The sequence below is a fragment of the Rhizomicrobium sp. genome (genome assembly GCF_056722145.1).
Window position 1 is genome coordinate 32406 of the sequence record NZ_JBWZET010000203.1, and the last position, 21707, is coordinate 54112.

The following is a 21707-nucleotide window of genomic DNA, read 5'->3' on the forward strand; positions in this document are numbered from 1 at the left end:
ATGGACAACAACCGCAATCTGTTCGTCGCCCTCGCCCTCTCGATTCTCGTTTTCGCGGCGTGGATGGGCGCCCAGATGATGTGGGGCCCTCACCCCAAAAACCCACCTGTCGCGACGCAGCAGAAAGAGGCTTCCAAACCGGCGCAGAGCCCGACCGGCGAAGCTCCGACCGCGATCGCGGCGCCGACGAGCGGTACCCAGCCGTTGCAGAGTGCGGCGCTGACGCGTGACGCGGCCCTCAAGCTCGGCGGCGCCCGCATCGCCATCGACACCCCGACGTTGAAAGGCTCGCTGCTTCTGAAGGGCGCGCGCTTCGATGACCTGAAGCTCAAGAACTATCACGTTTCCACCGACCCCAAGAGCGCCAATATCGACCTCTTGGCCCCGTCGGGTTCGGAGAACCCCTATTTCGCCCAGTTCGGCTGGAGCCCGGCCGATCGCGCCACGCAGGTGCCCGACGACAAGACGGTGTGGACCGAGACTGCCGGCGCCGCACTCGCCCCGGGCCATCCGGTGACCCTCACCTGGGACAACGGCCATGGCCTCGTCTTCACGCGCCAGATCGCGGTCGATGAGCAGTACCTGTTCACCGTCACCGACAGCGTCAAAGAGACCGCCGGTGCCAAGACCACGCTCTATCCCCACGCCCTCGTCGTGCGCGACGGCGTGCCGAAGGTCGACAAGCACTTCGTCACTTATCTTCTGCACGAAGGCTTCGTCGGCGTCGGCGACGGCAACCTCAAGGACAAGACCTACAAGGATTACGACAAGGACGACGCCCAGCCTCTCAATTTCGAATCCACCGGCGGCTGGCTCGGCATCACCGACAAATACTGGATGGCCGCCGTGGTGCCGCCGCAGAACGAGAAGTTCTCGGGCACCTTCCGCGCCACCCCGTGGGGTTCGGCCAAGTCGTATCAGTCGAACTACATCCTAGGCGCCCGCAACCTGCAGCCCGGCGGCACCGTCAGCGTCACCCATCGCCTGTTCGCCGGCGCCAAGGTGGTTGCGATCCTGCGCCATTACGAAAAGACGCAATCGATCGAGATGTTCGACTACGCCACCGACTGGGGCTGGTTCTGGATGTTCACCCGGCCGCTGTTCTGGGTGCTCGACCAGATCTTCAAGCTGGTGGGCAATTTCGGCATCGCCATCATCCTCGCCACCATTCTCTTGCGCCTGATCCTCTATCCGATGGCGAACCATCAGTTCAAATCGATGGGCAAGATGAAGAAGCTGCAGCCGCAGATGGAGGCGCTCAAGAAGAAGTACGCCGACGATCAGCAGAAGCAGCAGACCGAGATGATGGAGCTGTTCAAGCGCGAAAAGGCCAATCCGGTCGCCGGATGCCTGCCGATGCTGATCCAGTTCCCGATCCTGTTCGCCTTCTACAAGGTCCAGGTCGTCACCATCGAGATGTTTCATGCCCCGTTCTGGGGCTGGATCCACGATCTGTCGGCGCCCGATCCGACCACCTACGCCAATCTGTTCGGCCTGCTGCCCTACACCGTGCCGGACAACATTCCCTACATCGGGTTCCTGCTCCATGTCGGTGCCTGGCCGATCATCATGGGCGCCACCCAATGGGTGCAGATGAAGATGAATCCGTCGGCGACCGATCCGATGCAGCAGAAGATGTTCGCGCTGATGCCGCTGATCTTCACCTTCATGTTCGCGACCTTCCCGGCCGGCCTGGTGATCTACTACACCTGGAACAACCTGCTCTCGATGGCGCAGCAGGGCTACATGATGAAGCGCGAAGGGGTGGAAATTCACCTGTTCAACAACATGCCATGGCTGAAGAAGCTGTTCGGCAAAAAGGCGGCGGCGTGAAAGAAGGCGAGCGCGTCGCTGATCCGGTGCTGGCGAAGAAACTGTTCGCCGGCGAGGCCAAGTTCGTCTGGGGGGCGCAGTCCGTCGACGGCCTGCCGCCCGCCAAGCTGCCCGAGATCGCCTTTGCCGGCCGTTCCAACGTCGGCAAGTCGAGCCTGATCAACGCGCTCACCGGCCGCAAAGCGCTGGCGCGCGTATCGCAGACCCCGGGTCGCACCCGCGAGATCAATTTCTTCGACCTCGGCGGCACGCTGATGCTGGTCGACCTGCCCGGCTACGGCTATGCCAAGGCCTCCAAAGAGCTGGCCGCCGAGTGGCAGAACATGATTTTCGCCTATCTCAGGGGCCGCGCCAATCTGCAGCGCGTCATGCTCCTGATCGACGCCCGCCGCGGCATCATGGACGTCGACCACGCGGTGATGGAACTGCTCGACAAGTCGGCGGTGTCCTATGCCCCGGTGCTGACCAAGACCGACAGCCTGAAGCCGGCCGAGCTTGCCCAAATGCGCGCGAAAGTGGAGGCTGAGGCCAAGACCCACACCGCCGCCTATCCCCATCTGTTCGCCACCTCGGCCTACATCGCCGCCGGGCTTTCCGACGTCCAGTGCCACATGGCAGCGTTGGCGCAGACGCGAAGTTCGGGTTATAAGCCACCGACTTCTTGAGACTCTGAGCAATGGCCTTTTCCGACGATCTGGGCGACAAAAACCTGCGCTCGATGGCGCGCTGGCGCTCGACCGCGCGGGTGCTGGTGGAAGCCCTGCCCTTCATCCTGCAATACGACCAGAAGGTCGTGGTGGTGAAGTTCGGCGGCAACGCCATGGACGAAAACAGCGCCCACGATTTCTCCCAGGACATCGTCCTGATGAAGCAGACCGGCATCGAGCCGGTGGTGGTGCACGGCGGCGGCCCGCAGATCGGCGCCATGCTGAAAAAGCTTTCGATCCCGTCGCAGTTCATCGACGGCCTGCGCGTCACCGACAAGGCGACCATGGACGTGGTCGAAATGGTGCTAGTCGGAACCGTCAACAAGCAGATCGTCACCGGCATCAACGGCGCCGGCGGCCATGCGGTCGGCCTGTCGGGCACCGACGCCAAGCTCATCGTCGCCAAGAAGCTCGAGCGCATGAAGATCGATCCCGAGACGCACGAGTCCAAGCCCGTCGATCTCGGCTTCGTCGGCGAACCCGACGAGATCAATCCGGAGGTGCTGCGCACCTTCATCAAGTCCGATCTCATCCCGGTGATCGCGCCGGTCGGCGTCGGCCGCCATGGCGAGAGCTACAACATCAACGCCGATACCGTCGCCGGCGCGGTGGCGGGCGCGATGCAGGCCGAGCGCCTGATCCTCTTGACCGACGTCGACGGCGTGCTCGACAAGGACGGCAAGCTGATCCCGCGCCTCAGCCTCGGCGAAGCGCGCACCCTGATCGCCGACGGCACCATCAAGGGCGGCATGATCCCGAAAATCGAAACCGCCATCGAAGCGGTGGAGAGCGGGGTGTCGGCCGCGGTCATCCTCGACGGGCGTATTCCCCATGTGCTGCTGCTCGAACTCTTCACCCAGCACGGCGCCGGAACCCTGATCACAGCCGAATGAAATGAAACGGGGGGTCTTCGCTTGGGTGTTCGCTCTGGCGGCCTTGGGCGCGCCGGCTGAGGCCGGTCTGACGCTGTGCAATCGCACCAGCACCGTCCTCTATGCCGCCACCGCCGCGCTCACCATGCCCGACGCCACGGTCAAAGGCTGGACGCGGCTGGCGCCCGGGGCCTGCGCCGAAGCGATTCGGGGCGATCTGACGGCGCAAGCCTATTACCTTTATGCCAAGACGAGCCGTGCTCACGCCGGGGCGCCGCGGGCCTGGAGCGGTGCCACCCGCGTCTGTGCCAAAGACAAGGACTTCTCCTGGCGCGGCAGCCTCAACGCCCGCTGCAGCGGCGACAGTTACGAACTGAATTTCGCCGAGATTTCGACCCAGCACCTGCGCAGCTGGACGACGAGCTTCCACGACACCCCCGATTTCCCGTCACTGCAAGCAGCCGAACGCGCCGGGCTGAAGCGCCTCCTCACCGATATCGGCGTACGTACCGCAGCGACCGACCGCCAAGTTGATGACGCGCTGAAGGCGTTCCGCGCCCGCGTTCATCTGGCGCCCAATGCGCCCACGGCGGCGCTGTTCGATGCGCTGGAAACCGAAGCGCTGAAAGCGGCGAACGCGAGCGGCTACACGCTGTGCAACGACACCCAGGGCGAAGTCTATGCCGCCATCGGGCTCGACATGGTGAGCCAGAAGGGGCCGGTCAAGGCCAGCCGCGGCTGGTGGACGGTGGCGGGCGGCGCCTGCTCGCAGCTCATCACCGAAAGCCTTGCCGGCAAGACGATCTGGCTGCGGGTGGAACGCAGCAAGGCCGCCGCGCTGGTGCAAGGCCCGGCGAAATTCTGCGTCACCAATATCGAATTCGACATCCAGGGCAACGAGCGCTGCGCCGCCCGCGGCCTTGTGGAAGCCGGTTTTGCCCAAACCCACACCGGCGCCAGCCCCGGCTACACCGCCCACGTCACCGCCAACGGACTGGGGAAGTGATCCTCCTCGCCCACGAAGGGGAGAGGGGTTTTACGTGCTTGTTTCGGCCGTTAACCAGCGTTTACCATGGGCGCGCGGCGGTTAAGGCTCGGGAAAAGGGCGCTGGCGCATAGTGGTCGCGACAGAGGCACCGCCATGGCTGTTCCTTCCGATCATCCGGCGCACGAAGCCCCCGATTTCCGGGCGGTGAAGACCTTTATCTTCGATCTCGACAACACCCTTTATCACGCCGATTCCAACCTGTTCGCGGCGATCGAATCGCGCATGACCGAGTTCATCGCCCACCGCCTCGATGTCCACCCGGGCGAAGCCTACACGCTGCAGCACTTCTATTTCCGCACCTATGGCTCGACCTTGCGCGGGCTGATGGAGTGCGATCACGTCGATCCCGACGAGTTCCTCAATTACGTCCACGACGTCGATCTGACGCCGCTGCACGCCGAGCCCGTCTTGCGCACCGCGCTGACGCGCCTTCCCGGTCGCCGCTTCATCTTCACCAACGGCAGCCGCAACCATGCCGAGCGGGTGCTGCGGCAGATCGGGCTCGATGGCCTCTGGGACGACATCTGGGACATCCACACCCTCGGCTTCGTGCCCAAGCCGCGCCCCGAAGCCTACACTAAGGTGGTGGCGGCGGGCGGCTTCGCGCCGGCGACGGCGGCGATGTTCGAGGATACCGCGCGCAATCTCGTGCCGGCGCAGGACCTCGGCATGACGACGGTATTCATCCGCTCGGATTCGCGCTGGTCGATCCAGGGGCCGCAGACCGCGGCTGCGCCCGGCCGCCATTTCCACCACGAGATTGACGATCTCGCCGATTTCCTTCAGACCATCCGGCTCTGAAGGGACCTGCCATGACGCACGAGCTCGCCAGCATCATCGACCGCGCCTGGGAAATCCGCGACCAGATCAATCTGCAGACCGAAGGCGAAGTGCGCGAGGCGGTGGACTCCGCGCTTGGCGGCCTCGATGCCGGGTTGGTGCGCGTCGCCGAGAAGATCAATGGCGTCTGGACTGTGCATCAGTGGCTGAAAAAGGCGATTTTGCTGTCGTTCCGCCTCAACGACAACGCCCTGATCGACGGCGGCCCCGGCGCCTCGTCGTGGTGGGACAAGGTACCGATGAAATTCGCCGGCTGGGACGAAGAGCGTTTCCGCGCCTCGGGCGTGCGCGCGGTGCCGGGCGCCTTCGTACGTCATGGCTCCTTTCTGGCGCCGGGCGTGATCGTGATGCCGAGCTTCGTCAATATCGGCGCCTGGGTCGGCAAAGGCACCATGCTCGATTCCTGGGCCACCATCGGCTCGGCCTGCCAGATCGGCACCCATTGCCATATCTCGGCCAATGTCGTGATCGGCGGCGTGCTCGAGCCGGTGCAGGCCGGGCCCGTGATCATCGAGGACAATTGCTTCGTCGGCGCCTGTTCGGCGGTGACCGAGGGCGTCATCGTTGAAGAGGGCTCGGTGATCGCCATGGGCGTCACCATCGGCGCCTCCACGCTCATCGTCGACCGCACCACCGGCGAGACCTTCCAGGGCCGCGTGCCGGCTTACTCGGTGGTGGTTTCGGGCACGGTGGGCGGCGGCGACGGCAAACCGGCGCTTTACGCCCCGGTGATCGTCAAGCGGGTGGACGCCAAGACCCGTTCCAAAACCTCCATCAACGAGCTTCTGCGGCCCTGAGGCCGCCACAAAACGGCGATTTGACCGGTCGCGGGGCGGGAGGTACACCGCCGCGATGATCGACCCCGTTCCGCTTGCCCAGGCCCTGATCCGTCGCCCTTCGATCACGCCTGACGACGAAGGCGCCATCGGCGTGGTGGCCGGCGCGCTCGCCCCCCTCGGCTTCGACATCGAGCCGCTGCCGTTTGCCGGCGATGGCGGCCCGCGCACCGAAAATCTCTACGCCCGCCTCGGCGACGAGGGCCCGGTGTTCTGTTTCGCCGGCCACACCGACGTGGTGCCGCCGGGCGAGTTGTCGCTATGGAAGCATGACCCGTTTGGTGCCGTGGTCGAGAACGGCATCCTTTACGGGCGCGGCGCCGTCGATATGAAGTCGGCGATCGCCTGCTTCATCGCGGCGGTGGAACGCCATCTCGCCAAAGGCCCGTTGCAGGGCTCGATCGTATTCCTGATCACCGGCGACGAGGAAGGCGATGCCATCAACGGCACGCCGAAAGTGCTGCGCTGGCTGAAAGACAAGGCCATCACGCTCGATCATTGCCTGATCGGCGAGCCGTCCTCGAGCGTCGCCATCGGCGACGGGCTCAAGGTCGGCCGCCGCGGCTCGCTCAACACGCGCGTGACCGTGGAAGGCGTGCAGGGCCATGTCGCCTGGCCGGAGAAGGCCAAGAACCCGGTGCACGCGCTGGCCGAGTTCATCGTGCGGCTGACACGGGCGCCGCTTGATGCCGGCACGGATCTGTTCGATCCCTCTACGCTCGGCTTTTCGACGGTGGATGTCGGCAATCCGACCTGCAATCTCATTCCGGCCAAGGCGAGCGCCGCCTTCAACATCCGCTTCAACGACGCCCATTCGTTCGGAACGCTGGCGGCGCATCTGAACGCGGTGGCCAAATCGGTTTCCGACGATACCGGCTGTGTGATCACGCTCGACTTCAATCTTTCCGGCGTCGCCGATGCGGTTGGGCCCGGGCCGTTCGTGGATGTGCTGGACAGCGCCGTCGCCGGCGTGACCGGGACCGTGCCGCTTCATACCACCGGCGGCGGCACCTCGGACGGGCGCTTCATCAAGGAGTTTTGCCCGGTGGTCGAACTCGGACTGATGAACGCCACCATGCACCAGTCCAACGAGTGCGTGCCGCTCGCCGATCTCGCCACCTTGACCGACATCTACACCGCCATTCTCGACAAGTATTTCTCATGAACAATGCACCCATCGGCGTGTTCGATTCGGGCATGGGCGGGCTTACCGTCATGCAAGCCTTGAGCGCGCGATTGCCGGACGAGCAGTTCGTCTATCTCGGCGATACCGCGCGGCTGCCCTATGGCACCAAAAGCGCCGACACCGTGCGCCGCTACGCCTTGCAGGCCGCGCACGCACTGACGGCACGCGGCGTCAAGCTGGTGGTGATCGCCTGCAACACCGCCTCGGTCGGTTTGTCCACCTTACAAGAAGCCCTGGCGCCCTTGCCGGTGATCGGCGTGATCGAGCCGGGTGCCGAAGCCGCGTTGCGCGCCGCCCCCGATGGTCCGATCGGCGTCATCGCCACCGAAGGCACGGTCAAGGGCGGCGCCTATGTCCGCGCCATCCATGCCCATTCCACCGCGCCGGTGGTTCAGCAGGCGTGCCCGTTGTTCGTGCCGCTCGCCGAAGAAGGCCTGACCGCCGGCCCCATCGCCGAAGCGGTGGCGCATCGCTATCTCGATCCCTTGATGGCACGGCTGCCCAAACCTAAGGCGCTAGTGCTGGGCTGCACCCATTATCCGGCCTTGAAGGACGTGATCGCGCGCGTGGTGGGCCCCGAGATCAAGCTTGTCGACAGCGCCGCGATCACGGCGGAAGCGGTCGAGCGCCTGCTCGATGGCCGGAATTTGCGCGCGACCGCGAAGCCGGGCGAGCATCGCTTCTATTGCACCGATGCCCCCGACCGCTTCGCACGCGTCGGCGAAATCTTCTTCGGCACTGCCATCGATCCCGGCGCCGTGGAGCAGGTGGATCTTCAGTAATCCACCCTGACGAAATAGAGCCCGTCCGGCGGGGCGACGGGGCCGCAGCGCGAGCGGTCGCAGGCGGCGAGTGCGCTGGCGACATCGCGCGGGCGCCATTTGCCTTCCCCGACCAGCTTCAGCGTGCCGACCATCGAGCGCACCTGATGATGCAGGAACGAGCGCGCGCTCGCTTCCACCGAAATCTCGTCGAGCGCGCGGCGCACGGTCAGTTTGTCGAGCGTCTTGACCGGCGATTTCGCCTGGCATTCGGAAGCGCGGAAGGTGGTGAAGTCGTGCAGGCCGACGAGTTCCTGCGCCGCGGCGTGCATGGCGTCGGCATCGAGATCGTGCACCACCTGCCAGGCGTGACCGCGCTCCAGGGCCAGCGGCGCGCGACGGCAGACGATGCGGTACAGATAATGACGCGTCGTGGCCGAAAAGCGGGCGTGAAAATCGGGCGCCGCAATCTCGGCCTTCACCACCGCGATCGGCGACGGCCGCACGAAATGATTGAGGGCATCGCGGACTTTGTCGGGGTGGAACTCTTTCACCAGATCGAAATGCGCCACCTGCCCCAGGGCATGCACGCCGGTATCGGTGCGCCCCGCCCCGGTGACGGTGACGGTCTCCGACGAAAACGATTTGATCGCCGCTTCCAGCGTGCCTTGGATCGACGGCCCGTTGTCCTGCCGCTGCCAGCCAACGAACGGCCCGCCGTCATATTCCACGGTGATGCGATAGCGCGGCATCAGGCGAGCACCGAGCCCTTGGCCAGCGACCAGCCGCGCAACAGATCGACCGCCGCCATCGCGGATTTGCCCGGACGCTGCAGGCGCAGCAGGCGGATGGCGCCCTCGCCGCAGGCGATGGTCAGCTGATCGTCGAGCACCGTGCCGGGGGCACCCTGTCCGGCGACCGGTTCGGCGAAGAGGATTTTCAAGCGCTCGCCAGTGGCTTCAGAAAACGCGCCGGGCCAAGGCGACAGGCCGCGGATGTGGCAGTCCACCTCCACCGCCGATTTCGTCCAATCGATGCGGGCTTCGTCCTTCAGGATTTTCTTGGCATAGGTCACGCCGTCTTCGCCTTGCGGCACCGCAGTGAAATTTCCGCTTCCGAGCAGCTTCAGCCCGCGCGCCATCAGCTTGGCGCCGCTTGCCGCCAACTCGTCGGTCAGCTCGCCCGCGGTCTTGCGGCCAATGACGGTTTCTTCGCTGAGCAGCACCAGGCCCGTATCCAGGCCCGCTTCCATCTGCATCACCATGACGCCGGTTTTGGCATCACCGGCCATCACCGCACGTTGAATCGGGGCGGCGCCGCGCCAGCGCGGGAGCAGCGAGCCGTGCAGATTCCAGCAGCCCAGCCGCGGCGCGTCGAGGATCGGCTTGGGCAGGATCAGGCCGTACGCCGCCACAACGGCGACATCGAGATTGAGCGCGGCGAACTCCGCCTGCGGCTCGGGTGGGCGCAGCGATATCGGGGTGCGCACCTCCAGCCCATGCGCCAGCGCCAGCTTGGCGACCGGTGACGGCTCTTCCTTCATGCCGCGGCCCTTGGGGCGCGCCGGCTGGGAATAGACCGCGGCGATGTCGTGGCCTTCTGCGATCAGTTCGGCAAGCAGCGGCACCGCGAAATCCGGCGTGCCCATAAATGCAAGTCGCATGGGTCCCCCACCCGAAGCGCCGAGCGCTTCGACCTCCCCGCGAGGGGAGGTAAAAGAGTTACGCCGTTTCCTTCTGCCTCTTCGCCAGCTTCTTCAACGCCATCGAACGCTTGAGGCGCGACAAATGGTCGATGAAGAGGGTGCCGTTGAGATGGTCGATCTCGTGCTGCAGGCAATCGGCGAGGAAACCGTCCGCTTCCACCGTTTGGGGTTTGCCCTCGCGATCCATGTAGTCGACGCGGATGGCGGTCGAACGCACCACCTCTTCCCAGATATCGGGCACCGACAGACAGCCTTCCTCGAATTTCGCGGTTTCGTCGGAGGCCCACACGATCTTGGGATTGAGGAAGACCTGCGGCTCGTTCTTGCCCTCTTTCTGGGCGATGTCGATCACCACCAAATTGAGGCTGACACCGATCTGCGGTGCCGCCAGACCGACGCCATCGGCCGCGTACATGGTTTCGAGCATGTCGTCGATCAACTGGCGGATGTCGCCGTCGACTTTGACGACGTCTTTACCCGCCTGCTTGAGGCGGGGATCGGGGGCGGTCAGGATCGTGCGTAGGGCCATGGCTGTCAGATAATCACGGGGGCCATTGGGGTCAAGCTACGGCAGATCCCCCTTCGACAGGTCGGAGATCAGCAAGTCGCGGTTGGGCTGCGGAAAGCGCACAACAACCTCGGCTTGCGGCGTTTCGGGCATCGGCTTGGACGTGCCTTCCACGCCAAGCTCCTGGAACTTGCGGGCGCCCGGCATCACCGAGGTTTCGAGGCTGCCGACGAAACTGTTGTAGGCCTTGACCGCGTTGGTCAGCCCCTTGCCCACACTTGCGACGTGGTCTCCCATGGCGCTGAGGCGGGTGTAGAGATCCTTGCCGAGACGGGCGACGTCGGCCGCGTTCTGCGCCAGACGCTGCTGCCGCCAGCCGTAGGAAATCGCCTTGGCCAGCGCGATGAAAGTGGTGGGGGTGCAGATCAGCACACGGGCCTTGATGCCGTCCTCGAACAACGAGGGGTCGCGCTCGAACGCCGCCGAGACGAAATTGTCGCCGGGCACGAACATCACGACGCTATCGGGGCTGCCTTCGATGCGCTCCCAATAGGATTTGCTGGAAAGATTGTTGAGGCGCTCGCGCAACTGGGCGGCGTGGCGCTTGAGCAGGGTTTCGCGTTCCTCCTCGCTGGTAGCGGACAAGGCATCGATATAGGCCGAGATCGGCGCTTTGGCGTCGACCACGATCACCCGCCCGCCGGTCACCGAAATCACCACGTCGGGCCGCAGCGAATCGTCATCGCCGCGGAAATGCTTCTCGGTGGCGAAGTCGCAATGCTCCACCATGCCTGACAATTCCATCACCCGGCGCAAGGTTTCTTCGCCCCACCGGCCGCGAGTCTTGGGCGAGGCGCGCAGCGCATTGACCAGGCTGGCGGTGACCGTTTTGACGTCTTCATTGCGGGCGGTGACGTCTTTCAAGGCGTTGGCGACCTCGCCGAAGCGGACGCTGGCATCTTTTTCCATCACCTTGAGCGCCTCGTCATAGGCCTTCAGGGATTCGCCCAACGGCTTGACCAGCTCGGCGATCTTGGCGGTGCGGTCGTCGATCTCCTTGGCGGTGAGTTGCTTCTGGGCCGCGAACAAGGCGCCGGCCTGCTCGAGAAATTCCTTGTTACTCGCCTTCAACACGTCGCCGGCCAGGAGCTGGAAGCGGTCCTGCAGATCGGCGCGCAACACGGTGAGTTGTTCGATCTGTTCGAGGCGCGCTTTTTCCGAGGCGGCAAACCCGGCCTCCAGCCCGGCCTTCTCTTGCGCCAGTGCGCCATGAGCCAAACGCAAGTCCTTCAACTCCGCCTCGGTCCGCGCCATGCCGTCCAATGTCGCTTTGGCGCCGGCAAGATCCGCCGCCAACGCCGCCGCTTCGGCCCGCGCCGCATCGGCTGCTGCCGCGCGTTCCCTCAGGGACGCCATTTCCACTGCGGCTTCCGCCAGACGGGTCGCTACCGTCTGGACCTCACGCCCACGCGCGATCCACACCGCCAATCCGCCGATTGCCAGAGCACCGAGCGTCACGATCGCCGTCAGCAGCCAATCCATTTTTCCCCACCTGCATTGCTGGAACAAATAGTGTACTCGCGTTGAGGCAGCCACGCCAAGCATTGCGTTATGACCGCCGCAACATTGCCGCAGCCCGGCACGGGTATGAACTTGGCGCGGGATTCTCGCGACGTGGAAATGCTGCCCGAAGCGCAGGATCTGCTTGGCCTGGCGCCGCCGGAAGCGGACGCTTAACGCGACTGCGGCGCCGGTAACGCTTTGTTAAGAGCTGTTTGGGTTGTTCCAGTTCTATTAAATTCCTCCGGCGTAAGATCGGCGCCATGACGGCTCACGTTCCCTTCGCTGGATTTGAATGTGCCCGGCCACCGGATGCGGCGGCACCGGAGCGCTTCAAGGCGGCCAATCCGGGCGCGGCGATCTTCGTCCGCCAAAAGCCGAGCGGCGTCGCCATGCTGGCGGTCGCGCCGGGGCGCATCGTGCTGACACTCGCCGGCACCATCGGCAGCGAACACATCGTCGGCGTGTTGAAGGACGCCAATGTGGCGGAGCGCCTGGGCTCGGATGCCTTTCACGCCCTGATCAATCTCGCCGATTACAACGCCTCGGTCGATTGGAAAGATATCCAGGACATCCGAGAGGTGATGCCCAAAGGCGCCAGCCGCACCAACAGGAACGCCTATGTGGTGCGCAACAGCTTTTACGCCATGGTGGCCAAGATCACCGGTGCGATGTTCCCGCAGACCGAATGCTCCGCCTTCACCCGCGAACAAGACGCCCGCGCCTGGCTGGGGTGGACGTAGCCCTACGGTCAGAACGCGTTCAACGACGCTGAGCCCCATGGAATATGCCGAGCACGATGAGGGCGTCATGCCCATCGTCGGCTTGGTACACGATCACATGGGGCAGCCCTGAGACGACCCACTCGCGCGTTCCGCGATCCGTCCGACCCGGCCCATCGATGGAAACAGCCGTAGCCGGTCTTCGATCGCGGACAGGATTCGCTCGGCGACCGAGCGGGCGTTGGCGGGACTGTCGTGCGCGATCCAGCGGACGATCCCGGCGAGATCGTCGTACGCCTCTTCGCGAATGATCACCGTCACGGCAGCAGCTTTTCGATCCGCGAACGCAACTCGGCGGCGGTCATGGTCCGGACGTCGGGCGTGTCGATGCGCCGTTCCACTTCCTGCGCATCGCCATCCGACAGGGTGGGGCCCGCGGCCGCGGTGGCGTAATCCAGGATCGCGTCGGCGGCGATTTCCTGTTCGCGCGGCGTCAGCGACTTCAATACCGACCAGGCGGTGTCGATCTTGTTCATGCGGCGGCTTTAGCAGAACCGGGCCGGCGGCTACAGCGCGCGCCGCGCCTTGAAGGCGGCGGAGAGGGTGCCTTCGTCGAGGTAATCGAGTTCGCCGCCGACCGGTACGCCATGGGCCAGCCGCGTCACCGTCACGCCGGTTTCGGCCAGCGCATCGATCAAATAGTGCGCCGTGGTCTGGCCTTCCACCGTCGCGTTCATGGCGAGGATGATTTCCTCCACGCCGCTTTGCGCCCGCGTGATCAGGGTTGCGACATTGAGCCGGTCGGGGGTGACGCCATCGAGCGCCGACAGCGCCCCGCCGAGAACGTGATAGCGGCCTTTGAACACGCCGGCGCGCTCCAGCGCCCATAAATCGGCGACGTCTTCCACCACGCACAGGATGCGACCCTCGCGGCGCGGATCGCGACACAGGGCGCAGGGGCTGGCGGTATCGAGATTGCCGCACATCTCGCAAGTCTTGATCGCGCCCGCGGCGTCGGTGAGGGCCAGCGCCAGCGGCTCCATCAACACTTCGCGCTTTTTCAAGAGATCGAGCGCGGCGCGCCGCGCCGAGCGCGGCCCCAGCCCCGGCAATTTCGCCAAGAGCTGAATCAGCCGTTCGATCTCGGGACCGATGGTGCTCATCAGCCCCTCGGTGTCATCGCCCGCCACTGCGGGCGACCCAGATCGTGTTGTTCCGTTTTGCGGAAGAATTCAGGATTTTCTGGAACGGCGGTGCCGGCGGGACCTGGATGGCCCGCAGGTGCGGGCCATGACAAGTCGTCGTATGCAATAGCCTTTCCCCTCAAGGGGGGCGCAAAAAGAAGAGCGGTGTTCATTCTTCGTCGCCTTCCGGCATGGGAACATCCATACCGGCCTCTTCCGCGATGACGTCGCGCACGGCGATGATTTCGGCGCCGGGGAAACGATCCATCACGGCGCGCACCAAAGGCTGCTGCAGCACGGCTTCGTGACGGGCCTGTTTGACCGCCTTTTTCTGCTCGGCAATGGTCGGCGCCCCGCCCTGGCTGACGACGGTCACGGCCCACCGGGCGCCGGTCCAATCCTTCAGCTTCTGCGTCAGGTCGGCGGCAAGCGAACGCGGCGCCCGCATCGACGGGCGAAACTCCAGCCGCCCCGGTTCGAGCGCAACGAGATGCATGTCGTTTTCGATGTGCACCTTGAGCAGTGGCGCGCCATGGCTTTGGGCGTAGGCGGCGAGGTCTTCCAGGCTTTTGAACACCGGCGCATCGTCGGTCGCCAGCATCGGCGCCGGCGCGGCCATCATCACCGGGCGCTCATTGGACGCCGCCATGCGCGGGCCCGATCCGACGGGGGCACCACCCGGTGCCGGCGTCCGCGGTGCGGCGACCGTTGCGCCGTCCATCACATCGCGCACCAATTTGTCGGTCGGCGGCAGATCGACGGCATACGCCAGCCGGATCAACGCCATTTCGAGCGCCTGCACCGGGCGGGCGGCATCGCGCACCTCGAACAGGCCTTTCAGCAGCATGGTCCAGGCGCGGGTCAGCGACGACACCGCCAGCTTGCCGGCCATTTCCGCGGCGCGTTTGGCTTCGGACGAGGCACCATCGAAAAAGCCTTCAGCGCCGGGGGCGACCTTGATGCGGGTGAGGAAGTGCGTGATCTCCAGCAAATCCTGCATCACTGCCAAGGGATCGGCGCCGCGATCGTAAAGCTCGCCGAGGCTGGTCAGCGCCGCCGCAATCTCGCCGGCCATCACCTTCTCGAACAGGTCGAGGACGCGGCCGCGATCGGCCAGGCCCAGCATGCCGCGAATGGTGTCGGCGGTGATCACGGTTTCGGTGCCGTGGGCGATCGCCTGATCGAGCAGCGACAGCGAATCGCGCACCGAGCCCTCCGCCGCCCGGGCGACGAGCGCCAGCGCCGCGTCCTCCAGCTTGACGCCTTCCTGGTCGGCGATGTTGGCAAGATGTTTCACCAGCTCGGCGGTCTCGATGCGGCGCAGATCGAAGCGCTGGCAGCGCGACAGCACCGTCACCGGCACCTTGCGGATTTCGGTGGTGGCGAAGACGAACTTCACATGCGGCGGCGGCTCTTCCAGCGTCTTCAACAGGCCGTTGAAGGCCTGCTTCGACAGCATGTGGACTTCGTCGATGATGTAGACCTTGTAGCGCGCCGAGGCCGGGGCATAGCGCACGCCCTCGATGATCTCGCGCACGTCGTCGATGCCGGTGCGGGAGGCGGCGTCCATCTCTTGGACATCGACGTGACGGGATTCGGCAATCGCCCTGCAAGGTTCACACACGCCGCACGGGTGGATGGTCGGCTGTGTCGCCTTTCCATCCGCTCCGATGCAATTCAGCGCCCGGGCGATGATGCGGGCGGTGGTGGTTTTGCCGACCCCGCGCACACCTGTCAGCATGAAGGCATGGGCGATGCGCCCGGTGGCGAACGCGTTCGACAGGGTGCGGACCAGGGCTTCCTGGCCGATCAATCCGGTGAAATCGGAGGGGCGGTACTTGCGGGCCAGGACCTTGTAGTCGCCCGCGGCCAACGCCGGGGCGGGACCAAGACCTAACGATGGCGTTTCGCTGTCGTCCATGCTCGCCTAAGAGGTAGGTGGGAACCGGCGACGACCCGGACCGGATTCGTTACGGCTGCTTCCTTCCGGACCTGACCGGGTTGGCGAGCGTTCCGTCCGCCACCGGTTCCCGGGTTCTCTATAGAGATTGCCGTTGCCGAAGGCCAGCCCGGACGATAATCCAGGTCCGGAAAGGTGTTAGTTGCCATGCTCCCGTTTACCGGAAATTCGCTCGACCGCTGCTCGGACAGGCGCGGGGATGCTGCCTGGGTGGCCGAGCGGCTGGCGACCGCCCGCGTCCTGCCGATCTGGCAGACCCAGGTACTGGTGACCGGGTCGCCGATGCTGAAAGCGGCCGACATCCCGCTCGACATCGCCCAGACGCTGGTGGTGCCGCGGGGCGCGATGGTGTTCCTCGGGCTCGAAGACGCCGAACTCGGCGACGGGCGGGCGGTGTTCGCGCTGGAAGTGTCCGATGCGGCGCCGGAAGCATTGGCGGCATTCGGCGAGTTCCGCGATCTGCGCGGCGCCTCGCTGGTCCTGCGCAGGAAGGACCTCGCCATTCTCTCCCAGGCCAAGGGGATGATCGAATGGCACGCCCGGCACGGCTTCTGCTCGCGCTGCGGGGCGAGAACCAACAGCGCCGATGCCGGCACCAAGCGGGTGTGTCCACTCTGCGCGGCGGAACATTTCCCGCGCACCGATCCGGCCGTGATCATGCTGGCGACCCACGGCGAGCGCTGTCTCGTGGCGCGCAACGTCGCCTGGACGCCGGATTTCTATTCCTGCCTTGCCGGTTTCATGGAGCCGGGCGAAAGCATCGAGGAAGCCGTGCGCCGCGAACTGTTCGAAGAGGCGGGCGTGACGGCGGGCGTTGTGCGCTATGTCGCCAGCCAGCCGTGGCCGTTCCCCGCCGCACTGATGATCGGCTGCACGGCCGAGGTCGACAGCGACGCCCTCACCCTCGCCCCCAACGAAATCGCCGACGCGATGTGGCTGACCCGCGCCGAAGCGCGGGCGTTGTTGGACGGCAAAACGGAAGGCCGCCGCGGCCCGATAAAGGCCGCCATCGCCTGGCATCTGATTGATGGATGGGCGAAGGGGTAAGTCGCGTCAAAGCGCGCACTCATTTTGTCATCTCCGACGGGCGCGAAGCGACCGAGCGACGACCGGCTGCGCAGCTACGACGGACTCGCCGGGGATGACGACCTTTTTTGTGATTCCCCGCTCCCCATCATCCGGACAACATCGGAGGGATTGATGGTCGCAGCGGGTGGGGTTTTTTCGCGGGGTGATCGGGCTTAGCCTGATCCAAGAGATGGTCTTGGGGCGTAGCATGGTCAGGGTTGGCGTTGCGGCGATAATTGTGGCCGCATTCCTCGGCGTCCCGGCGTCGGCGCAGGTGTCGCCGTCCGGCTGCAAGGCGTTGGCCGAACTCAAGCTCGACAATGTGAAAATCACCGCGGCCGAGCATGTGTCGCCGGGCTGGAAGTTCCCCAAATCGCCGTTCAACGCCTTCTACCGCCCGGCGGCCGAGGCGCGGTCGACCTTCTGCCGCGTCGCCTTCACCATCGACAAGGAGATCAAGGCGGAAGTCTGGATGCCCGACATCTGGAACCACCGCTTCGAAGGCGTCGGCAACGGCGGCCTGACCGGGGCGCTGAATTATCCCGAGATGGCGCGTGCCGTCGGCATCGGCTTTGCCACCGCCTCCACCGACACCGGCCACGAAACCCCGGACGGCTACTTCGATGCCAGCTGGGTCGCCGGCCATCCCGACCGGGTGGAGAATTTCGCTCATCGCGGCCATCATCTGATGGCGGTAAACGCCAAGAAAATCATCGCCGCCTATTACGGCCGCGAACCGCGCAAAAACTATTTCACCGGCTGCTCGTCGGGCGGCTGGCAGGCGCTGTCGGAAGCCGAGCGCTATCCCGACGATTACGACGGCATCGTCGCCGGCGCCCCGGCGATCAATTTCGTCAAGCTGCAGTCCTCGGGCTTCGTCCAGGCTTGGCGGGCGCGCGCCACGCCGAAAGGCGATCTCAGCCAGGCCAAGCTGTCGTTCCTGGCCAAAGCGATGGTCGCCCAATGCGACCTCTCCGACGGCGTCAAGGACGGCGTCATCGCCGATCCGCGCCAGTGCACGTTCGATTGGACCAAGGTGACCTGCAAGGCGGGCGACAAGCCGGATTGCCTGACCCGGATGCAGGTGGCGCGGGCGAAAACATTGTATGGACCGCAAACGACGCCGAAGGGGATGAAACTCTATCCTGGCCTGCCGCTCGGCGTCGTCTCCGCCTTCGGTCCGCATTCCATCGCGCCCGGCCGCGACCCCTTCACCACCACCATGATGATCCTGGCGCTGAAGCAGAAGCCGGCGTGGGACGTGCGCTCGTTCGAGCCCGATCGCGACATCGCCCGCATCGAGCGCGAACTCGGGCCGATGATGGATGCGACCAATCCCGATCTCAGCGCCTTCAAGGCGCACGGCGGCAAGCTGCTGATCTATCACGGCTGGGCCGATGGGCTGCTGTCGCCCTACAACACGCTCGATTACGTCCACGCGGTGGAAGCCAAGACGGCGGGCACCGACAGTTTCCTGCGCCTGTTCCTGGTGCCGTCCTACGGCCATTGCGGCGGCGGCGAAGGCCCCAACGGCTTCGATTCCAACGCCGCCATCGTGTCGTGGGTGGAAGGCGGCGAGGCACCCGACGAAATCATCGGCTATCACACCGGCCTTGACGGCGTCATCGGCCTGACGCGGCCGTTGTGCGCCGAGCCGAAAGTCGCGGTCTACAAGGGAACAGGACCGACCGACGAGGCCTCGAGCTTTGTCTGCAAGCTGCCCGAGGCGCGGCCGGTGACGGCGGTGCGTGCCGCTACGACGCTGCGCGCGGCGCCACCTCGAAAGCCTGGTGGATGATCAGTTCGAGGCGGCCGTCATCGTCGAGCACCGGGGTGTTGAGCGGGTTCCACCAGCGCTCTTCGAACACGCCGTCGCGGTTGCGCACGTCGTAACGCAGCCGGCCGATGCTATCGGCACAGCCGTGATCGAGCACGCGGCCGAAGGAATCGGCGAGATCGCGCGTGCTGTTGACGCTTTTTTCGGCGGGATTGTCGGGGAACACGGAAAACAGATCGCAGCCGACAATGTCGTCGCCGGACATATCCATGGTCTTCAGGTACGCCTGGTTGGCGCCGACTATCACCAGATTGGGCTGCAGCAGCAGCGACGGCTGCGGCAGGCTCCGGAACACGCGCCGGACCAAGGCGCTGGGCAGGATGATCGGGCGCGGGCCCTGACCGACACTGTAATAGGCCGGGTCTGAGAGCAGAAGGAAGCGCACCGCCTTGGCGACTCGCCGCCAATAGGCCTCGGTTTCCGCATCGCCCTCTTCGGCGTGGGCGCTGGCACGCAAATCGATGATTTCCGGGGCGCCCTTGCCGAGCTTATCCAGCATCTGCTGCGCCACCGTTACGATGTTTCCCAGGCTCGCCGCCACGTCCGTCTCGCACCATTGATCCAGTGCAAAGGTGGGCACGATGCGACATCGTAACAAGTAGGGAATACCCCGCAATTTGAACGCCGCAAGCAGACGGCATTCGGTGGCGGAGGTGTCAGGATTTTGCCCGCTACGGCATCTCGATGCGATAGGGATGGGCGGGGTAGATGCCGAGCATGATCACCCGCGAGGAAAAGAACGACAGCTCTTCCAGCGCCAGGCGCACGTTGCGCGAATCGGGATGGCCTTCGATGTCGGCATAGAACTCGGTGGCATTGAACGACCCGCCGAGCTGATAGCTTTCCAGCTTGGTCATGTTGACGCCGTTGGTGGCGAAGCCGCCCATCGCCTTGTAAAGCGCCGCCGGAATGTTGCGCACGCCGAACAGGTAGGTGGTGATGACCGGGCGACCGTCATTGGGCGGATCATCCGGCTCGCTGCCGACGATCAAAAAGCGCGTCATGTTGTTGGGCGCATCCTCGATGTCGGCCTTCAACACTTCCAGCCCGTAAATCTCGCCCGCCAGTTTCGAGGCGACGGCGGCGGCGGTCGGGTCCTTCAATTCGGCGATGTGACGGGCGGCGCCGGCGGTGTCCGACCACTGCTTTTCGGCGAGACCGAGTTCCTTGGTCACCTTGCGCACCTGGCCGAGCGCCGGGGCTTGGCTGTAAACGGTTTTCACGTCTTCCAGCTTGGTGCCAGGCACGCCGAGCAGCTGATGGCGGACGCGATGGAAATGTTCGCCGAGAATGAACAGGCCCTTGTCCTGCTCGTCGGGCACGAAGCCTTTCACGGCGCGGCCGAAATGGCGCACCAGCAGATGCACATCGGCGATGCGGCCGTAGACGGAATTTTCGACCGGCACGAAGGCGAGATCGGTCTCCCCCGAACGCACGGCATCGAGCGCCGCATCGAAGGTCGGCTTGCCGATGAAGGTCGCCTCAGGCATCGCCTCTTTGGCCGCGAGATTGGCATAAGCGCCCGCCTCGCCCTGAAACGCCACCGTGCGGGCGCGCGAAATCAACGTGTCGTCACTCATTTTTTCTCACGCGCGATGACGGCGCGGGCCTTTTCGAGGTCGGCGGGGGTGTCGACGCTGAGCGGCACCTCGTCGATGCGGCCGACCGCGATCTTGATGCCGGCTTCAATGGCCCTGAGCTGTTCCAGCTTCTCGGTCAGTTCCAGCGGCGACGGCTGCAGGCCGACGAAGCGCTGCAACGCCTCACGGCGATAAACATAGATTCCGACGTGCGCGAACCATGGCCCTTTGCCCGAGGGGATGCGCGAGCGCGAGAAGTAATGGGCGAGGCCGCGCTTGGCGCCGACGTCCCAAGTCGCCACCACTTTCACCACGCTCGGATTGTCGGCGTCGGCGGCGTCCTCGATTTCGGCGGCGCAGGTGCCGATGTCGGCGCCGGTGGTCACCATGGCGTCGATCGAGGCGCGGATGCAGGCCGGGTCGAAAGTCGGCAGGTCGCCCTGCAGATTGACCACGAAGTCATGTTCGAAGGCGCGATCGACCGCGTTCAGCGCCGCCCACACCCGATCCGACCCCGAGGGCAGCGCGGCATTGGTCATCACCGCCCGACCGCCGGCGGCCTCTACGGCTTGCTGGACTTCCTTCTCGGCGCAGGCGACCACGACCGGGCCGACACCGGCTTCGACCGCTTTCTGCCACACCCGGACGATCATCGCGGTGCCGCCGATGTCCGCCAGCGGCTTGCCGGGGAGGCGTGTGGAGGCCATCCGGGCCGGGATCAGCACGATCGGTTTCATTGGGTCTCCCCCTTCCAAAAGTGCGACAGTCTGCCGCACTATCGCCCCGGGTTGGGCTTGTAATGTCGCACCCGGCGGTCCTTATCGGACCTCTTTTTCGTCCTCGTTCGCATCTGGCGCAAGGCCACATACGACGCACTCGATAGGATTTACGGAGCCAGACCTTATGGATTCCTGGGAGTGGAACAAGATCGCCGGTGCGGTTCTCGGCACATTGCTTTTTATACTCGTTGTAAGAACCGTCGCGAACGCGCTGTTCGATACGCCGTTGCCGGCGAAGCCCGGCTACGCCGTGGAAGTGCCGCAAGAGGGCCAGACCCAGACCGCCGCCGCCCAGCCTGCCGCCGAGCCGCTGCCGGATTTCGCCGCCGTGCTGCCGACCGCCGATTTGAACCACGGCAAGGATGTCGCCGGCCGCTGCTTGCAGTGTCATGACGAGTCCAAGGGCGGGCCCAACAAGATCGGTCCCAATCTGTGGGGCGTCGTCGATCGCGCCCGCGCCAGCCATCCCGGCTTCTCCTATTCGAGTGCGATGAGCGCCAGCCACGATCCCTGGACCTATGACAAGCTGTTCGTGTTCCTCAAGGCGCCGCAAGCCACCGTGCCCGGCACCAAGATGAGCTTCGCCGGATTGCGCTCGGCGCAGGATCGCGTCGACCTGCTCGCCTATCTGCGCACCCTCAACGACATCCCGGCACCGCTTCCCGATAAGTGAAGAGGCTGTCATCCCGGCCAAGCGCTTTACGCGAAATAGCCTTCTCGC

Annotated in this window: 23 protein-coding genes and 1 other RNA gene; 12 read left to right on the forward strand and 12 right to left on the reverse strand. The window is 65.1% G+C overall.

What is annotated here, in order from left to right:
- The 8 genes from yidC to murI all read left to right on the forward strand — a co-directional run bounded on the left by yidC (window position 1) and on the right by murI (window position 8104).
- Complete coding sequence (yidC, locus tag AC1P6P_RS10750; RefSeq protein WP_481402436.1) at window positions 1-1833, forward strand: membrane protein insertase YidC; 1833 nt, start codon at window positions 1-3, stop codon at window positions 1831-1833.
- The gene (gene yihA, locus AC1P6P_RS10755; RefSeq protein ID WP_481402437.1) at window positions 1794-2498 is read left to right on the forward strand and encodes a ribosome biogenesis GTP-binding protein YihA/YsxC; all 705 of its coding nucleotides are present in this window, start codon (window positions 1794-1796) and stop codon (window positions 2496-2498) included. Before yidC ends, yihA begins: the two co-directional genes overlap by 40 nt.
- A gap of 11 nt (window positions 2499-2509) precedes the next feature.
- Window positions 2510-3433: an acetylglutamate kinase gene (argB, locus tag AC1P6P_RS10760; protein ID WP_481402438.1), complete on the forward strand. Its 924-nt coding sequence runs from the start codon at window positions 2510-2512 to the stop codon at window positions 3431-3433.
- A gap of 1 nt (window position 3434) precedes the next feature.
- Complete coding sequence (locus tag AC1P6P_RS10765) at window positions 3435-4418, forward strand: DUF1036 domain-containing protein (protein ID WP_481402439.1); 984 nt, start codon at window positions 3435-3437, stop codon at window positions 4416-4418.
- 135 nt (window positions 4419-4553) lie between these two features.
- Window positions 4554-5261: a pyrimidine 5'-nucleotidase gene (locus tag AC1P6P_RS10770; protein ID WP_481402440.1), complete on the forward strand. Its 708-nt coding sequence runs from the start codon at window positions 4554-4556 to the stop codon at window positions 5259-5261.
- Window positions 5262-5272: 11 nt separating this feature from the next.
- Complete coding sequence (gene dapD, locus AC1P6P_RS10775) at window positions 5273-6097, forward strand: 2,3,4,5-tetrahydropyridine-2,6-dicarboxylate N-succinyltransferase (protein ID WP_481402441.1); 825 nt, start codon at window positions 5273-5275, stop codon at window positions 6095-6097.
- Window positions 6098-6152: 55 nt separating this feature from the next.
- Window positions 6153-7301, forward strand: a complete 1149-nt coding sequence (gene dapE / locus AC1P6P_RS10780) for a succinyl-diaminopimelate desuccinylase (RefSeq protein ID WP_481402442.1) — start codon at window positions 6153-6155, stop codon at window positions 7299-7301.
- A complete protein-coding gene (gene murI / locus AC1P6P_RS10785) occupies window positions 7298-8104 on the forward strand; it encodes a glutamate racemase (RefSeq protein ID WP_481402443.1) in 807 nt (268 codons plus the stop codon). Before dapE ends, murI begins: the two co-directional genes overlap by 4 nt.
- On the opposite strand, the gene truA is transcribed toward murI, so the two are convergent.
- Genes truA through AC1P6P_RS10805 form a run of 4 tightly spaced genes read right to left on the reverse strand, consistent with a single transcriptional unit; the run spans window position 8098 to window position 11838 of the window.
- Window positions 8098-8835 carry a tRNA pseudouridine(38-40) synthase TruA gene (gene truA / locus AC1P6P_RS10790; protein WP_481402444.1) on the reverse strand — a complete coding sequence of 246 codons (738 nt, stop codon included), beginning with the start codon at window positions 8833-8835 and terminating at the stop codon, window positions 8098-8100. The two genes, murI and truA, sit on opposite strands and share 7 nt — an antisense overlap.
- A complete protein-coding gene (fmt, locus tag AC1P6P_RS10795; RefSeq protein ID WP_481402445.1) occupies window positions 8835-9746 on the reverse strand; it encodes a methionyl-tRNA formyltransferase in 912 nt (303 codons plus the stop codon). The genes truA and fmt overlap by 1 nt, the downstream gene beginning before the upstream one ends.
- Before the next feature lie 58 nt (window positions 9747-9804).
- The gene (gene def / locus AC1P6P_RS10800; protein WP_481402446.1) at window positions 9805-10317 is read right to left on the reverse strand and encodes a peptide deformylase; all 513 of its coding nucleotides are present in this window, start codon (window positions 10315-10317) and stop codon (window positions 9805-9807) included.
- A gap of 36 nt (window positions 10318-10353) precedes the next feature.
- Window positions 10354-11838 (reverse strand): DNA recombination protein RmuC, encoded by a 1485-nt coding sequence (locus AC1P6P_RS10805; RefSeq protein WP_481402447.1) that lies wholly within the window; start codon window positions 11836-11838, stop codon window positions 10354-10356.
- 281 nt (window positions 11839-12119) lie between these two features.
- On the opposite strand from AC1P6P_RS10805, the gene AC1P6P_RS10810 reads away from it, so the two are divergent.
- Window positions 12120-12599 carry an STAS/SEC14 domain-containing protein gene (locus tag AC1P6P_RS10810; protein WP_481402448.1) on the forward strand — a complete coding sequence of 160 codons (480 nt, stop codon included), beginning with the start codon at window positions 12120-12122 and terminating at the stop codon, window positions 12597-12599.
- Window positions 12600-12692: 93 nt separating this feature from the next.
- Here the strand turns inward: AC1P6P_RS10810 and AC1P6P_RS10815 are convergent, their stop codons facing one another.
- The 5 genes from AC1P6P_RS10815 to ffs all read right to left on the reverse strand — a co-directional run bounded on the left by AC1P6P_RS10815 (window position 12693) and on the right by ffs (window position 15794).
- On the reverse strand, window positions 12693-12899 hold the full coding sequence (locus tag AC1P6P_RS10815; protein ID WP_481402449.1) for a type II toxin-antitoxin system RelE/ParE family toxin: 207 nt from the start codon (window positions 12897-12899) through the stop codon (window positions 12693-12695).
- The gene (locus AC1P6P_RS10820) at window positions 12896-13114 is read right to left on the reverse strand and encodes a hypothetical protein (protein ID WP_481402450.1); all 219 of its coding nucleotides are present in this window, start codon (window positions 13112-13114) and stop codon (window positions 12896-12898) included. Before AC1P6P_RS10820 ends, AC1P6P_RS10815 begins: the two co-directional genes overlap by 4 nt.
- A 30-nt stretch (window positions 13115-13144) precedes the next feature.
- Window positions 13145-13741 carry a recombination mediator RecR gene (recR, locus tag AC1P6P_RS10825; protein ID WP_481402451.1) on the reverse strand — a complete coding sequence of 199 codons (597 nt, stop codon included), beginning with the start codon at window positions 13739-13741 and terminating at the stop codon, window positions 13145-13147.
- A 190-nt stretch (window positions 13742-13931) separates the two neighbouring features.
- Window positions 13932-15683 carry a DNA polymerase III subunit gamma/tau gene (locus AC1P6P_RS10830; RefSeq protein WP_481402452.1) on the reverse strand — a complete coding sequence of 584 codons (1752 nt, stop codon included), beginning with the start codon at window positions 15681-15683 and terminating at the stop codon, window positions 13932-13934.
- Between the two features lie 16 nt (window positions 15684-15699).
- An RNA gene (ffs, locus tag AC1P6P_RS10835) (signal recognition particle sRNA small type) lies at window positions 15700-15794 on the reverse strand.
- Window positions 15795-15869: 75 nt separating this feature from the next.
- Between ffs and nudC the strand changes: the two genes are divergently transcribed.
- Both nudC and AC1P6P_RS10845 read left to right on the forward strand, forming a co-directional pair.
- Window positions 15870-16769, forward strand: coding sequence for an NAD(+) diphosphatase (nudC, locus tag AC1P6P_RS10840; RefSeq protein ID WP_481402453.1), 900 nt, complete (start codon window positions 15870-15872; stop codon window positions 16767-16769).
- A 229-nt stretch (window positions 16770-16998) separates the two neighbouring features.
- A complete protein-coding gene (locus AC1P6P_RS10845; protein ID WP_481402454.1) occupies window positions 16999-18588 on the forward strand; it encodes a tannase/feruloyl esterase family alpha/beta hydrolase in 1590 nt (529 codons plus the stop codon).
- Here AC1P6P_RS10845 and AC1P6P_RS10850 read toward each other — a convergent pair.
- The 3 genes from AC1P6P_RS10850 to AC1P6P_RS10860 form a co-directional block, all read right to left on the reverse strand.
- Window positions 18545-19207: a PAS domain-containing protein gene (locus AC1P6P_RS10850; protein WP_481402455.1), complete on the reverse strand. Its 663-nt coding sequence runs from the start codon at window positions 19205-19207 to the stop codon at window positions 18545-18547. The two genes, AC1P6P_RS10845 and AC1P6P_RS10850, sit on opposite strands and share 44 nt — an antisense overlap.
- Before the next feature lie 91 nt (window positions 19208-19298).
- On the reverse strand, window positions 19299-20207 hold the full coding sequence (locus tag AC1P6P_RS10855; RefSeq protein ID WP_481402456.1) for a prephenate dehydratase: 909 nt from the start codon (window positions 20205-20207) through the stop codon (window positions 19299-19301).
- Complete coding sequence (locus AC1P6P_RS10860) at window positions 20204-20944, reverse strand: 3-deoxy-manno-octulosonate cytidylyltransferase (protein ID WP_481402457.1); 741 nt, start codon at window positions 20942-20944, stop codon at window positions 20204-20206. The genes AC1P6P_RS10855 and AC1P6P_RS10860 overlap by 4 nt, the downstream gene beginning before the upstream one ends.
- Window positions 20945-21110: 166 nt before the next feature.
- Between AC1P6P_RS10860 and AC1P6P_RS10865 the strand changes: the two genes are divergently transcribed.
- Window positions 21111-21659 carry a c-type cytochrome gene (locus tag AC1P6P_RS10865; RefSeq protein ID WP_481402458.1) on the forward strand — a complete coding sequence of 183 codons (549 nt, stop codon included), beginning with the start codon at window positions 21111-21113 and terminating at the stop codon, window positions 21657-21659.
- The last annotated feature ends 48 nt before the right edge of the window (window positions 21660-21707 follow it).